Annotated in this window: 12 protein-coding genes and 2 tRNA genes; 1 reads left to right on the top strand and 13 read right to left on the bottom strand. The window is 48.2% G+C overall.

Features of this window, described 5'->3' with window-relative positions; all coding sequences use genetic code 11:
• Positions 1-439: 439 nt before the first annotated feature.
• The 3 genes from BLU87_RS15525 to BLU87_RS15535 all read right to left on the bottom strand — a co-directional run bounded on the left by BLU87_RS15525 (position 440) and on the right by BLU87_RS15535 (position 1,430).
• A tRNA-Lys gene (locus tag BLU87_RS15525) sits at positions 440-515 on the bottom strand.
• A 394-nt stretch (positions 516-909) separates the two neighbouring features.
• Positions 910-1,200, bottom strand: coding sequence for a type II toxin-antitoxin system RelE/ParE family toxin (locus tag BLU87_RS15530; protein ID WP_092350502.1), 291 nt, complete (start codon positions 1,198-1,200; stop codon positions 910-912).
• A complete protein-coding gene (locus tag BLU87_RS15535) occupies positions 1,197-1,430 on the bottom strand; it encodes a type II toxin-antitoxin system ParD family antitoxin (RefSeq protein WP_092350504.1) in 234 nt (77 codons plus the stop codon). Before BLU87_RS15535 ends, BLU87_RS15530 begins: the two co-directional genes overlap by 4 nt.
• Before the next feature lie 175 nt (positions 1,431-1,605).
• Here BLU87_RS15535 and BLU87_RS15540 point away from each other — a divergent pair, with 175 nt between their 5' ends.
• Entirely contained in the window at positions 1,606-1,815 is a 210-nt protein-coding gene (locus tag BLU87_RS15540) for a recombinase family protein (protein WP_175498430.1), read from the top strand.
• Between the two features lie 264 nt (positions 1,816-2,079).
• Here the strand turns inward: BLU87_RS15540 and BLU87_RS15545 are convergent.
• The 10 genes from BLU87_RS15545 to BLU87_RS15590 form a co-directional block, all read right to left on the bottom strand.
• Positions 2,080-2,167: transfer RNA gene (locus tag BLU87_RS15545), tRNA-Ser, on the bottom strand.
• A gap of 4 nt (positions 2,168-2,171) precedes the next feature.
• Positions 2,172-2,663 (bottom strand): tRNA adenosine(34) deaminase TadA, encoded by a 492-nt coding sequence (tadA, locus tag BLU87_RS15550; RefSeq protein WP_092350508.1) that lies wholly within the window; start codon positions 2,661-2,663, stop codon positions 2,172-2,174.
• A 59-nt stretch (positions 2,664-2,722) separates the two neighbouring features.
• A complete protein-coding gene (locus BLU87_RS15555; RefSeq protein WP_092350510.1) occupies positions 2,723-3,568 on the bottom strand; it encodes a glycerophosphodiester phosphodiesterase in 846 nt (281 codons plus the stop codon).
• 92 nt (positions 3,569-3,660) lie between these two features.
• Complete coding sequence (locus BLU87_RS15560; protein WP_092350512.1) at positions 3,661-5,559, bottom strand: response regulator; 1,899 nt, start codon at positions 5,557-5,559, stop codon at positions 3,661-3,663.
• Positions 5,556-8,741 (bottom strand): bifunctional [glutamate--ammonia ligase]-adenylyl-L-tyrosine phosphorylase/[glutamate--ammonia-ligase] adenylyltransferase, encoded by a 3,186-nt coding sequence (gene glnE / locus BLU87_RS15565; RefSeq protein WP_092350514.1) that lies wholly within the window; start codon positions 8,739-8,741, stop codon positions 5,556-5,558. Before glnE ends, BLU87_RS15560 begins: the two co-directional genes overlap by 4 nt.
• A 10-nt stretch (positions 8,742-8,751) precedes the next feature.
• Entirely contained in the window at positions 8,752-9,819 is a 1,068-nt protein-coding gene (gene mtnA / locus BLU87_RS15570; RefSeq protein WP_092350516.1) for an S-methyl-5-thioribose-1-phosphate isomerase, read from the bottom strand.
• 104 nt (positions 9,820-9,923) lie between these two features.
• Positions 9,924-11,357 (bottom strand): Asp-tRNA(Asn)/Glu-tRNA(Gln) amidotransferase subunit GatB, encoded by a 1,434-nt coding sequence (gene gatB / locus BLU87_RS15575; RefSeq protein ID WP_092350518.1) that lies wholly within the window; start codon positions 11,355-11,357, stop codon positions 9,924-9,926.
• Between the two features lie 98 nt (positions 11,358-11,455).
• Positions 11,456-12,913: an Asp-tRNA(Asn)/Glu-tRNA(Gln) amidotransferase subunit GatA gene (gatA, locus tag BLU87_RS15580; protein ID WP_092350520.1), complete on the bottom strand. Its 1,458-nt coding sequence runs from the start codon at positions 12,911-12,913 to the stop codon at positions 11,456-11,458.
• 67 nt (positions 12,914-12,980) lie between these two features.
• Entirely contained in the window at positions 12,981-13,268 is a 288-nt protein-coding gene (gene gatC / locus BLU87_RS15585) for an Asp-tRNA(Asn)/Glu-tRNA(Gln) amidotransferase subunit GatC (RefSeq protein ID WP_092350522.1), read from the bottom strand.
• A gap of 26 nt (positions 13,269-13,294) precedes the next feature.
• On the bottom strand, positions 13,295-14,164 hold the full coding sequence (locus BLU87_RS15590; RefSeq protein WP_092350524.1) for an Mrp/NBP35 family ATP-binding protein: 870 nt from the start codon (positions 14,162-14,164) through the stop codon (positions 13,295-13,297).
• Between the last annotated feature and the right edge of the window lie 37 nt (positions 14,165-14,201).

Below are 14,201 nucleotides of genomic sequence, written 5' to 3' on the forward strand. Positions count from 1 at the left end.
GATATTTGTCCATCCCCTTTCTTTGGTGTAGACCCGGAAAAATGAAATTGATTCAACGCAGAGCTACGGATTCAGAAACTTTGAAATCATCGATTGCAGGTTAGAGTGTTGTGCGGTTAAAACAGAATAGAAATTTGATCGGTTTAAGTGGCGGGATATTTGCCCATCCCCTTTCTTTGGTGTAGACCCAACAAAATGAAATTTTGATCAGTTTTCATGGCAGGGAATTCGGCCATCCCCTTTCTTTGCTGTAGACCATAAAAAAGGCGCTACTCATGAAAGTAAGCGCCTTCAATGTTATTGGCAGGGGTAGCAGGATTCGAACCTGCGGTGACGGAATCAGAATCCGTTGCCTTACCACTTGGCGATACCCCAGCAAGAAATGATGATGTCAGCGGCACTAAAAAAACCGGCATCTTTGGGAGATGACAGCTAATTATGGTGGACCAGGTAGGTTTCGAACCTACGACCTGACGATTAAGAGTCGCCTGCTCTGCCAGCTGAGCTACTAGTCCGTACCTGACCGAATGACCCTACTATAAATTGTTATTTTCAATCATGTCAATTTTATTTTCAAATACATAAAGCAATAGTCTTATCAACATTTCTAAATATCCAAAGAGTCATTGATAGAGTTGAGAACTGAAAGCTGGTTGTTTGCAACAAGACCCTGTTCAGGGTTGTTCGACCGGTGTTTCAGTTGCTCTTCTGCACCGTCACGCGACCGTTATCAAAACTTAGCAGAGTTGAGGCGATAAATGATTTTTCCTTCTCAAGTATTCTGCCATAACTCTCGATTACAGTCAGGGATAGTCTCAGTGGAAGAATTGTCTAAAGTAAATTCTTGATTTTTGAAGGGAAAACCCCAGATCAATACCGATCTGAGGATGTGATGTCGCTAGGTGTTTTTTACAAGTGACGCTCAAAATCCATTCTTTGATGGATAATGCGGATGACGTCAATCCCCTCACTGGTCAATTTGAAAAAGATAATGTGGGAGCCAGATCTGATCTTCCGATACCCTTTCCTCACATCAGTGATATCAGTAGAGGTTGACAGATCAACCCCCTTCTCTTGCATCGCGGCCCACAACTCGCGAACATACTTCTCCGCCTGATCAATCCCCCATTCGGAAAGAGTGTACTCCCAGATATCACTCAGATCAGATTTTGCTTTGGGGGATAAAATGACCTGAATCATAATGAAAGGGACTTCTTTTTATCTGCAATAAAAACATCGATATCCAAGCTAGTTGAAGATCCAGAGTTTTCTCCTTCAATCAAGGCCTGCCTTAATTGTTCTAATTTTATATGATCCCGTCTGATCAGATCTCTGACGTAGTCTGAGGCATTCGCGTAGCGTCCGCTTTGAACACACTCTTCAACAAAGCTTCTCATCTGGTCCGGTAGTGAAATATTCATCGTTGCCATAATACTCTCCTCTTTAAAGCTGGTAGAATCAGAATATGACAATCTTTGCCAATTGTCAAACTTTGCCAAGCCCATATCGGGCAGAAAGGAGGACATCATGGTCATTGGTCAAAGAGTTGGGTATGCCCGCGTCAGCACAACTGCTTAGGATTTGGGTCTGCAGAAAGAAAGGCTTGTGGACTGTGACAGAATCTTCGAGGAAAAGGTTTCTGGTAAGAGAGGTACAACCAGACCAGCATTAAACGAAGCACTAGCCTATGTGCGTAACGGTGACGTCTTTGTTGTCACCAAACTGGATCGTCTTGCTCGTTCAGTTCACGATCTGATGCAGATAACCCAGATGCTTCAGGACAAAAACTGTGAGTTATTAGGCAAATGCCCTTAGAACTCCCAGAGGCATTTCCTTTATCACAACTTAGATCTTTTGAGCACATCTTAGTTCACCGACATCTGGCCTTTCAATTAGCTGTCAAATATCCTGCCAAAAGGGGATTTCAAATGTCCTTAGGATTTCCGGTCGTGGCAATAACTATTTTACAGGCAGAGTCAAAACTCTATGGCGAGTCTTACAATTCGCACAATAGAAAACGGCTGCGATAAAACCCAAAAAAAGGAAGCTAGCCAAAAAGCTAACTTCCTTTTTTTATTATGGCGGAGAGGTAGGGATTCGAACCCTAGGTGGCTTGCGCCACAACAGATTTCGAGTCTGTCACCTTCGGCCTCTCGGACACCTCTCCGGGTTTATTCATTTTTAGTCTTACGGTTTTTTTTCTGTTCTCGCAGCCTTTTGAAAAAGTGACTCAACTGAGAACTGCACTGCTGTTGCAGAACTCCTTCTCGGACCTGAACGTGATGATTAAAGCGATCATCTTCAGAGAAATTGTAAATTGAACCAACGGCTCCGACCTTAGGATCTCGACAGCCAAACACCAGATACGGTATCCGGGCTAGAATGATCGCCCCCATGCACATAACACAGGGCTCTAAGGTGACATAAAGAGTACAATCAAGCAAGCGCCAGGAGCCAAGCTGTTTAGCGGCGCTCTGAATTGCAATGATCTCGGCATGAGTGGTCGGATCATTACTGGTTTCACGTAAGTTGTGTCCGCGACCAATAATCTGACCACCTTGGACCACAACTGCCCCGATCGGAACCTCTTTTAAGCTCTCTGCGATTGTCGCCTCGTTCAAGGCGGCTTGCATAAAGAACCGATCTTGCTCTTCTAGATTCATGTTTCTCTCTACTGACATCTAAAGTAGGAGTGTGCTTCTATCATGAAATCAAATGAAATTCAAGATGGTCGTTGCGCCGCCAGACGCTGTGGCCAATCGGTACAGATAAAAGTCGCCCCGGCAGCCATAAAATACTGGGCTTTTTCTGCGTCGTTGACAGTCCACAGATTCACTTTTATCCCATTGCTTGTCAATTGTTGAATCAACTCCGCATCCGTAATCAGCTGGTCAGGATGATACGCATCCACACCCAGATCACGAAGGTAAGAGAGAAGTGACTCAGGATGGGATTTTTCAACCAATGCTGCCGTCGCAATAGCTGGGTTGAGTTGCTTGATCTGGCGTAAATAAGCGTGATTAAACGAAGAGATCAAAATCAGTGATTCGGTCTGCGTCGCAGCGATCGTTTCCATGACTTGTGCAACAATTGTCTGATCAGCAGCCGTTCCGGTTTGATCTTTAATCTCAAGATTAAGCGGAAAGTTATGATGATAACAGTCGGCCAAGGCGTCCCGCAGCAGAGGAATACGCTGCCCCCGGATGGAGCTAAAATCATCTTTGCCAACCTCGCCTGAGGCGATTGTCCCAAACGGATCAGCGGAGATGAACCAGGAGCCAGCATCCAAGGTTTTCAGTTCGGAATAAGTAAATTCAGCAAGGGGACGTGAACTGCGCTCTGAAAGTACAGGGTGAGTGGAGATATCGGTTGTCCGCCCAAGGGTATGATCATGGAATAACACCAGTTCTCCATCGGCAGTTGTGTGGACATCCGTCTCATAAAGATGAGCACCATTGAGGCGGGCTTTTACAAACGCCATAGAGGTGTTCTCAGGGGCGATTGATCGTGCTCCACGGTGGGCACAGATATAACCAGTGCCAGAAAATCTTGCAAAGAAAGGTTGCATTTTTTATCTCCTGACCATGTCAGAAATCCGCTTTCTTGCTGCATCAACCATTTATCAAAAAGAAGAAAAACATCGTCCGTTTTTTCCCAATCTCAACTCTTCTTTTTCAAGAATTTTTTAAACATGCCTTTTGATTGTGGAGCCTGTTCACGTCGCAGATTCATCAGCCGCAACTCCCGTAAGGCTTCAGTGCAAGAGGGGTTGGCTTGAACCGCCATTTCAAAAGATTTTTCTGCCTGCCGTTCTTTTCCCTGAGCTTGATAGACCTGGCCAAGATAGAGATGGGTCAGATCGAAGCCGGGGTTGATCTCACGCGACGTCAGCAACACTTCTACGGCTTGATTCTGGATATCGGCTTTTTCTGGGTCTGACTTGAATAACGCCAGGGCGAAGTAGGTCATATACTCCGATTCTCCCGGGCTCAGCTCGATAGCCCGTTGCAACGCTTTTGCCGCTGCCTTATAACGTCTGACCTTAAGTAGCGCGGTCCCTTCCTGATAACAGGTCTCTGCCTCAATAACTTGACTGATATCAATCGATTTCTTCGGCCCATTGACCAGTTCATCAAGATAGTCAGAGCAGCTGTCAGGATCACTCAGAACCGTATACGCCTGGGTAATATACTGGAACATTTCATTGATTTTAGTCCGCATCTCATTTGAGAGATCGCTGCCAAGGAACCGGTCAGGGTGATACTCTTTTGCCAACTGATAATAGGCCTTACGGACTTCCCCTGGACCACATTGCCGGCTCAGGCCCAAAGTCTCAAAATAATCGGCATCCATAATCCGCTTATAATCGCCAAGGATCTTTTGCCGTAATTTTTCATCAATCAGGGTTGTCCCTGCACGTTCGGGGACATCATCGATGCCACTAAGGTCAGGAGTCGTACTTCGATCGAGCATTTCAGAGATCATCAATGCAGCCAATATTTTCTGGATTTCACGGCGCGCCAGGGGGTGCTGCGCAAGAATGCTATCCAGAGTCTCCCCTCCCTTGCAACTGTTAAAAATAGCCATACCCCGTTTACTCAACTGAATATCTTGAAAGCGATATTGGGGATTGCCGGACTGTTTCAAATAATCTTCGCTGAAAGGAAAAAGAAAATCGTCCAGCTGTTTTGCAGTCCAATAGAGATCGATCCCTTGCATGATAAGAGCGGCCGGAGTCAACTTGATTTTGGTCACGTTTTTCTTAAAATCTTTGCCATAAACAAATTGGCAGGTACCACTCTTCCAGGCAAAGGTAGAGAGGAGCTTGTTGGTGACCTGTCGAATCAATGCTTCCTGTACCTCATGTGGAGTCAATAAGCCCATTTCAATCAAAACGGTCCCCTGTAGACGTCTTGTTTCAGTGCTTCGTTCCACAGACTGATCGCAATCGACTTGAGTAATAATTCCCTCTGCCACCAACATTCGTCCCAAACACTCGCTGAGAACATTCGAGCGGGCAAAGATGGGATAGCCATCTTTTATGTAAATAATTTTTTTTGCATCGCCCCGCTGTAGATGCAGTAACCCCGTGGCTTTTTCCCGATAAAGCTGTTGCAGTTGCAAAGGAATCGTGTAGTCAGAAAGGGGCTGAATCTCCGACTTCGGATCTTTTTTCGACTCCCCCTCTGATGAGAACACCCGCTCCAGTAAGTTCTGCAGATCCTGACCATTAAAAGGCTTGAGCAAAAAACCATCGGCGCCATAATTCTCTTTGGCTTCAGCAATCTGCTCTGGACTATGAAAAATGGAGGTCACCATCACCACAGGCAGATCCCGGGTATTATCATGCTTACGCAGTGCCCGGCAGATATTAGGTCCGGAAATTTCCGCCATATTCAAATCGATCAAAACCAGCTGAAAATCCTCTGTCAGCAGTTTTCGTAAACCAATCGCACCACGGTCAACGGTTTCCACCTGAAAACCGGCGGCGGAAAAGGCCTGCTGGAGAAAGTCACGCAAATCTCGATCGTCATCAATAACCAATATTTTATGCTTCATAGCAAGTTCCCTCCATCAAGAACCGCTTCGGGTTTGAGATATTTATCTAAAAGGTGACGAATTTTACCCGTCAGTTCCTGATATTCTTCAAGGAACGCCTGCTCCCGCTCCCGTTCAGAGCCATTATAACCTAAGCTATAAGCAGCCTTTCTGAATCCACGGTTATGAGCAGACAGTTCGTTGATCGACTGATCATATAAAAGACGCAGCTTGTTTTCCAGACGACGCAAAAATTTATAACCTGAAATTAGCACATCCGCATCAACCTTCGGCAAAATATCATTAGCGGCCAGGCATTCTAGTAAACTGATCGTATTCTGTCGCCGTAACCCTTCAATGTCTCCAGCATGCAGCAGCTGTAGGTATTGGGTAATAAACTCGACATCAACCATCCCGCCACGTCCGGTCTTAATATTGAAATGGTCGTCACCTTCACGAGCACCTTCTTGTTCCATTCGCCGTCTTAAGCGGTAGATCTCACTTTGCAAATTATCTGGCAAAGGTCGCTCAAATGTCAGCCGAGTGATAATATTCTGCAGCTGCTCCGAAAATTCTGCTGGCCCACAGACAACCCTGGCTTTGGTCATGGCCTGCCGTTCCCAAGGTTGCGCAGACTCACGATGGTAAAGTTTAAAGGCAGAAAAACTCGAAACTAACGGCCCTTGATTCCCTGATGGGCGCAAGCGGGTATCAATTTTATAAACCGCCCCTTCCCGGGTCACTAAAGTCAAAATAGTAATAATCCGCTGTGCCAGTTTAGAAAAGTACTCGCGGTTGCTGATTTTCTTAAACCGCTCGGGAGAGGTTTCTGCAACCGGCCGGGTCTCACCTTCTTCCTCATAGATAAAAATAATGTCCAGATCAGAGTGATAATTGAGCTCCAATCCCCCGAGTTTGCCCATCCCGACAATGGCAAACGCGGTCTCTTCGGCATCAGGATCTAGCGCAAACGGGGCACCAAAACGGCCAGCGAGTTCATGTCGGGCCATCTTGTATGCTTGCTCCAGACAGACTTCTGCAAGCAAGGAGAGTTGCATTGCCCCCTCCCCTTGCGGGACTTGACCATCGAGATCATTCAGGGCGATACGCAAAAATTCTTCATTGCGGAAGCGACGCAAGCCATCCAACTGCATTTCATAGTCTTCGGCCAAAGCCATCTGCTCACCAAGGTCTGCTTTTAAGGTTGCGTAATCCTTAGTGGCGGCAGCATACGATCGCGCAACCATAGTGTCTAACAGTTCGGGTCTTTGGATAAAAATTCTCGACAACAGCTGGCTGGACCCAAAGAGTGATATCAGGAGTTTGACAATCGCCGGATTTTCGACAAGCAGCGAGTAAAAAGAGCTACTTGCGCGAATAGTCCGCAAAAAAGACTCAAGATTATTCAACGCCTGATCAGGATTAGGGGACCCCAGCAACTCGCCCATGAGCAGTGGCGCCAACTTTTCCAGACACCGCCGGCCCCGCCGGGTTAACCGTTTTTCCGGTCCGCCATCCCGGAGCAACAACAAACTGTCGTAGGCCGCATCAGGGTTGGTAAAACCTTTCTCTTCTAGCAGATCCTTGACCAGATCAGGATCAGATTCGCGAGAAAAGATAAAGCCAACTTCCGGCCGAACCACCTCCTCTTCCTCCTCAGCGGAGTAGAACAAATCCTTAAAAATACTACTGACATTTTGCCGATGACCTTCCAGTTCAGCAAAAAATCCAGCAGACTTAGCATAACCACAACGCCGTGATAAAATTTCTAAGCAACGTGGATCCTGTGGTAGGGAATGGGTCTGTTGTTCTTGGATCACCTGAATCCGATGTTCAACGGTCCTTAAAAACTGATAGGCATGGCTGAGTGCTTGTCGATCTTCTGCTGAAATCAATTCTTCGTCATGCAACAGCTGCAACATTTGTAATGAGTTCCGATGTTGCAACGCAGGTCTGGTTCCAGCGTTCACCAATTGTTGTGTTTGAATAAAGAATTCGATTTCTCTGATCCCCCCCCGACCCAACTTGAGGTTGAATTCCCCTTCTTCAGTACGATTCAAACTGGTATTAATCTTTTGTTTCATCAGTTTGATATCTTCAATCATACCAAAATCGAGATAACGCCTGTAGATAAACGGTTTAATTCGATGTAGAAGTTCTTCTCCCAGAGCAATATCGCCCGCAACAGGGCGTGCTTTTATCAGCGCCGCCCGCTCCCAACTCTGCCCCCAGGATTCATAATAAGCCTCGGCACCATTGATAGAGACGGCTAAATCACCGTTATTGCCATCAGGGCGTAAGCCAGTATCCACCCGGAAAACAAACCCATCTTCGGTGACCTGATGGAGAGCCTTAGTCAACAACTCTGCAAGTTTGACAAAATAACGATGTAAACTGATTTTCTCACCGCGACGACCACCGGTGGTTTCACCGGCGGTGGATGAATAACAGTAGATCAGATCGATATCTGAAGAGAAATTCAATTCGTGACCGCCAAGTTTTCCCATACCAAGAATGGTCATGCTGGCAATACGAACTTTTTCCCCTTCGTCCTCTTCCCATGGTTGTCCATATTCTTGCTGCAGTTGCAGGCCGCAGACTTCGTAGGCCCGCTGTAAACAAGCAGCGGCAAGACCGGAGAGTTCCGCCATCACCTCGGTAAGTGGCGCCAGACCACAAAGGTCACGACTCCCAATCCGCAGAATCTGCGTTGCTTTGTAACAACGTAAGCCCGCCTGCAATTCGACAAAGTTAGCGCTATCAGGGATCAGATTGCGTAAATCCGCTAACATCTTCGTCTCCCCACAGGGAGAGTCAATGTCGCCAGCAACGAACAATTTTTCAAAATAACATTTATTACGACAGAGGATTCCTCCCAGGAAGGGGGAACCGCCAAGAACCGTCAGCAACTGGTGACAACGGAGAGGATCGCTAAACAGGGACGTTAATTGATCGATTTCCACAACATCAAAGAGTCGTTCGAGGAGATTCAACGCACGATCAGGGTCGGCCGACTTTAACGCCGTCGTGAAAATTTTAACCAGCAAGTCCCGGTTCTGTAACCACTCATCGATTAACTGCAGATTGGTCTTCGCCTTTTCACCTTCAAGAAATGGAAAGCGATCCAACCAGACGACCAGACTTTCATCATCGGCACCGAGCAAATTCAATTTTGTCTTTATCTTATTTTGATCAGGGACCATGCAAAACCTTTTAACGCTGATTGACGGTTTTCTCCAACCCGGATTGGTAGTTGCCAGAGATAACACCATGCTCCGTAATGATCGCTGTGATCAGGCGTGACGGGGTCACATCGAAGGCGGGATTGCGCACAGTTATCCCCTCTGGGGCCAGCTGTAAGTCTTTGTAATGAGTAATTTCTCGACCATCCCGCTCTTCAATCGGAATCTGGGTGCCATCATTCAGACTCAGATCAATGGTTGAAACCGGTGCGGCAACATAGAAGGGAATATTGTGCTCTTTAGCCAATACGGCCACAGTGTAAGTACCGATTTTATTGGCGACATCCCCATTGGCAGCAATCCGGTCAGCGCCAACGATGACACAGTCGATCTCACCCTGACTCATCAGATAGCCTGCCATGTTGTCACAGATCAACGTCACCGGGATATTGTCTTTTTGCAGCTCCCAAGCGGTCAGTCTTGCCCCCTGAAGAAAAGGGCGGGTTTCATCGGCAATCACAGAGATTTTTTTCCCCGCCTCAACCGCTGCCCGAATCACCCCTAAGGCCGTCCCGTAAGCAGCTGTTGCCAGCGCTCCGGCGTTACAATGAGTGAGAACCCGAGCGCCATCAGCAAGCAAAGATTCACCCTGTTGCCCCATTTGACGATTGATTTTTTCATCTTCCTGAGTGATCGCCAAAGCCTCATATTCTAGGCCGATCTTCAGCTCCATGACGCTGCGGTCAAGATTCGATTGGGCAAAGTGCTTCATCCGTTCAAGGGCCCAAAACAGATTGACCGCTGTTGGACGGGTTGCCGCCAGAACAGCACAAACCTTCTCAAACTCCTGAAAGAAATCCCAACTGGATTCCGTTTCAATATCCCGCGCACCAAACCAGGCCCCGATAGCTGCGGCCACACCAATCGCTGGAGCACCACGAACCACCATCGTCCGAATCGCTTCGGCGACCTCCTGATAGGTTGTATAGGTCAGCCAGACTTCCTCTACCGGCAGTAAGCGTTGGTCAATCATCTGGCATTGACCGGCGATAAAGCGGATAGGACGGATAACACGATCATCAATAGGACAGGTCGACATGTTCACAGCTCCAACAGAGTTCAGGATCTAACTTCGTAGAGCGCAGTTCGTTGCGTCCCACTTTGGATCTTACCGACAGGACGCAACAAGCTGCACATCTAGGTTCAGACAAGTTTCTTTTTCAGTAACTGATTGACCATTCCTGGGTTCGCCTTCCCTTTACTGGCCTTCATCACCTGGCCGACAAAGAATCCCAGCATCTTCTCTTTCCCCCCGAGATATTCCGCAACCTGGGAAGGATTGGCAGCAATCACCTCGTTAACGATGCTCTCAATAGCTCCGGTATCGGTCACCTGTTTCAAACCTTTTTCGGCAATGACCTCATCGGCAGTTTTGCCACTGTTCCAGACCTCTTCAAAAACCGTCTTGGCAATTTTCCCGGAGATTGTTGCGTCATCGATACGCTGTAAAATTCCCGCGAGTAATTCGGGTGTTACCGGACATTGATCGATGGTCAGATTGTGCTCTTTTAAAGCGCCAAGGACTTCACCCATCACCCAATTGGAGCAAATTTTGGGTTTATCATAGCGACCGACCAAGGCTTCAAAATACTCCGCCAGAGGACGCTCGGAAGAAATAACCCCGGCGTCATAGGCTGGCAGCCCCATTTCATCCTGATAACGCTGCAACTTGACTCCCGGCAATTCAGGCAGACAGCTACGGACCTTCTCGACCCATTCGTCGGAGACTTGCAGCGGTAATAAGTCCGGGTCGGGAAAGTAGCGATAGTCATGGGCTTCTTCTTTACCGCGCATGGAACGACTGACCCCGGCATCAGGATCAAACAGCCGCGTTTCCTGCACCACTTCCTCACCGGCATCAATCACATCAATCTGCCGTTCCACTTCATACTCAATCGCCTGTTTGATAAAGCGGAACGAGTTCAGATTTTTCAACTCTGAGCGGGTGCCTAACTCTTTCTGTCCCCAGGGACGGATCGAGACGTTGGCATCACAGCGGAACGACCCCTCTTCAAGGTTGCCATCACAGATGCCGAGATAAACGACTATCTGGTGGAGCTGTTTCAGGTACGCAATGGCCTCATCCGAGCTGCGCATATCGGGTTCTGAGACGACCTCTAACAATGGCGTGCAGGCCCGGTTCAAATCAACAAATGAGCTACTGCCTTCATTGTGAAGCAGCTTTCCGGCATCCTCTTCCATATGAATACGGGTGATCCCGATTCGCTTTTTCCCCAGCTCTTCGGTTTCAATATCCATCCAACCATGCTCACAGATTGGCAACTCAAATTGAGAGATCTGATACCCTTTGGGCAGATCGGGATAAAAGTAGTTTTTCCGGGCGAAGATGGAGTGGGGAGCGATCTGGCAATTGGTTGCCAGTCCCGCTTTTATCGCATCATCAACGACCTGCTGATTGAGGACGGGGAGCGCACCAGGCAGACCGAGGCATACCGGACAAGTCTGACTGTTGGGGGTCTGTCCGAACTCCGTAGAGCAACCACAAAAAATTTTCGTTTTGGTTGTCAGCTGCACATGAACTTCCAGGCCGATGACAACTTCATATCTTGAATTCATTTTGGGATCCTGTTGAATAATCCATAGGGGTGAACCTCATATTCACCCATTTTCTTCTGACGGCAGGGCAAATCCAAAATTTGCACCGACACATCCACCTATAACGTGGGAACCTTGTTCGCCCAGTCAGTCGCCTGTTCAAAAGCATAAGCCGCTTGGAGAATTTCTGCTTCGGCAAACGGTTTTCCGATCAATTGTAGACCGATTGGCAACCCTTCCTGGCTGAAACCACAGGGGAGACTCAGCCCACAGGTCCCGGCCAGATTGGTCGGTATTGTGAAAATATCGGACAGATACATCTGCAGAGGATCATCGACTTTTTCACCAATTTTAAATGCCGGGGTCGGGGCAACCGGAGTCAGGAGAAAATCAACCTGTTCAAAAACGTTTTGAAAATCCTGACGGATCAAAGTTCGTACTTTTTGCGCCTTCAGATAATAGGCATCGTAATAACCGGAAGACAGGGCATACGTCCCCAGCATAATACGCCGCTTCACTTCATCACCAAAACCGGCAGAGCGAGTCTGTTGGTACATCCCGATCAAACCTTCACCATTATCTTTTCGGACACCGAAGCGGACACCGTCATAGCGTGCCAGATTGCTTGAGGCCTCCGCCATGGCAATGAGATAATAACAGGCAACGGAATAATCGGTATGGGGAAGAGTGACTTCGACGATTTCGGCACCAAGCTGACGATAGGTTGCGATTGCGGCGTCGACAGCCTGTTTGATATCGGCGTCCAACCCGTCGATGAAATACTCTTTAGGCAGACCAATCTTTTTCCCGGCGACACCCTCTTGCAAGTTCTCCAGATAATCGGGAACCGGACAGTCAACCGAGGTTGAATCTGCGGGATCATAACCGGCAACTGCTCCAAGCATGAGGGCACAATCCTCGACATTGCCTGCCACAGGACCGACCTGATCCAGAGAGGATGCAAACGCGATCACACCATAACGGGAAACCCGTCCGTAGGTTGGTTTGAGACCAACGACGCCGCAGTGAGACGCCGGTTGGCGCACTGAACCACCGGTATCGGTCCCCAGAGTCGCGACCACCTGACCGGCAGCCACCGCAGCGGCACTCCCACCGGATGAGCCTCCGGGCACCCGCTCTTGATCCCAAGGGTTACGGACAGCTCCAGCAGCACTGTTCTCACTGGAACTCCCCATAGCAAACTCATCCATGTTCAACTTGCCGACAATAACCGCCCCTTGTTGCCGCAGCTTGACAATGGCCGTTGCGTCATAAGGTGAAACATAATTATCGAGAATCTTTGAACCACAGGTGGTACGCACGTCCAGGGTGTTAAAGATATCTTTCACGGCAACAGGAATTCCGGTCAATAACTCCGCGTTCCCAGCCGCCAATTGTTGGTCCGCGATAGCTGCTGCGGCCAACGCCTCTTCCTCACAAACAGTAATAAAAGCATTCAGTTGGCTATCAGTGGCTTTAATCCGGGCCAAACAGGCCCGGGTTAATTCGACTGAGGTCAGATCGCCAGACTTCAACTTTTGACGCATCTCTTGGATCGTTAAATTTTGGAACTTCATAAATACTCCAGAACTACCAGCAGGAAGTTTCTATTAATAAAGCGACTCTCTGACTTGTAGTCATCGACTATTCGATGACCTTGGGGACCTTAAAACAATTCTCCCCGGAAGCAGGAGCATTTTGCAGAGCCCGTTCAATACCGATAACTGGTTGGCTCTCATCCTTACGGAATGCGTTCGACATCGGCACAGCATGTGCCATTGGTTCAATCCCGGTGGTATCAAGCTCGTTCAATTTTTCAACATAGCCAAGCATGACATCCATCTGACGGGTCATCGTCTGCAACTCATCGGGCTCAAGAGACAAGCGAGCCAACCGGGCAACATGTTCCACATCGTTTTGGCTGATTTTCATATCCAATCCTCAACAGTTATCATGGTCTATTCTTTGTCACTTGCAGCTATGACCGCACTTGCAACTTGCTGCAATGTCACACTGGTAGCCGATTCCGGGTACTCAAGGATATGCGGCTTCCCGGCATCACCGCCAATAACAACCAAAGGCTCAAAAGGAACCTGTGCTAACAAAGAGATCGAGGTTTTTTCTGCCAGAACCTTGGCACCGCCACTTTTGAAGATATCTGAACGCTCGCCGCAGTGTGGACAGATAAAACCACTCATGTTTTCAACCAACCCGACAACTGGCAACTTTAACTCGCGACAGAAACTGATCGATTTTTCAACATCTGTCAGCGCGACATCTTGCGGCGTGGTGACCACCACTGCAGCTGACCCTGCACCCAGGAGTTGGACGGCACTCAGAGGCTCATCACCGGTCCCAGGAGGACAGTCCAGCAACAGATAGTCAAGGTCACCCCAGACAACATCCGCCAGCAACTGCTGAATAGCACCGTGTTTCATCGGTCCACGCATAATTGTAGCTTCGCTGGTCGACGCCAGCAGAAAACCGATCGACATCAGCTTCAACCCAAAGGCTTCCAAAGGGTAAATACCCGCTTCATCGGCATTGGGGTGCTGACCTTCCAAACCCAGCATCTTCGGGATACTTGGTCCGTGAATATCAATATCCAGCAAGCCAACCTTCTTCCCTTGTTTCACCAGAGCCAAAGCCAGATTGACAGCAGTGGTACTTTTGCCGACACCACCCTTACCAGACATCACAACTATTTTATTTTTGACTCCGCACATCCGCTTATCCAACCGCTGACGCATCTGAAACTGTTCATCCTGCGGATTGCCCTGCTGATTGATCGAGCAGGAGCCATCGCTACACCCTTCGCAACTTGACATGGTTCTCTATTCTCCTTCGTATGTTGTTATAAAAAGC

It is taken from the genome of Desulfuromusa kysingii (assembly GCF_900107645.1).
GTDB lineage: Bacteria > Desulfobacterota > Desulfuromonadia > Desulfuromonadales > Geopsychrobacteraceae > Desulfuromusa > Desulfuromusa kysingii.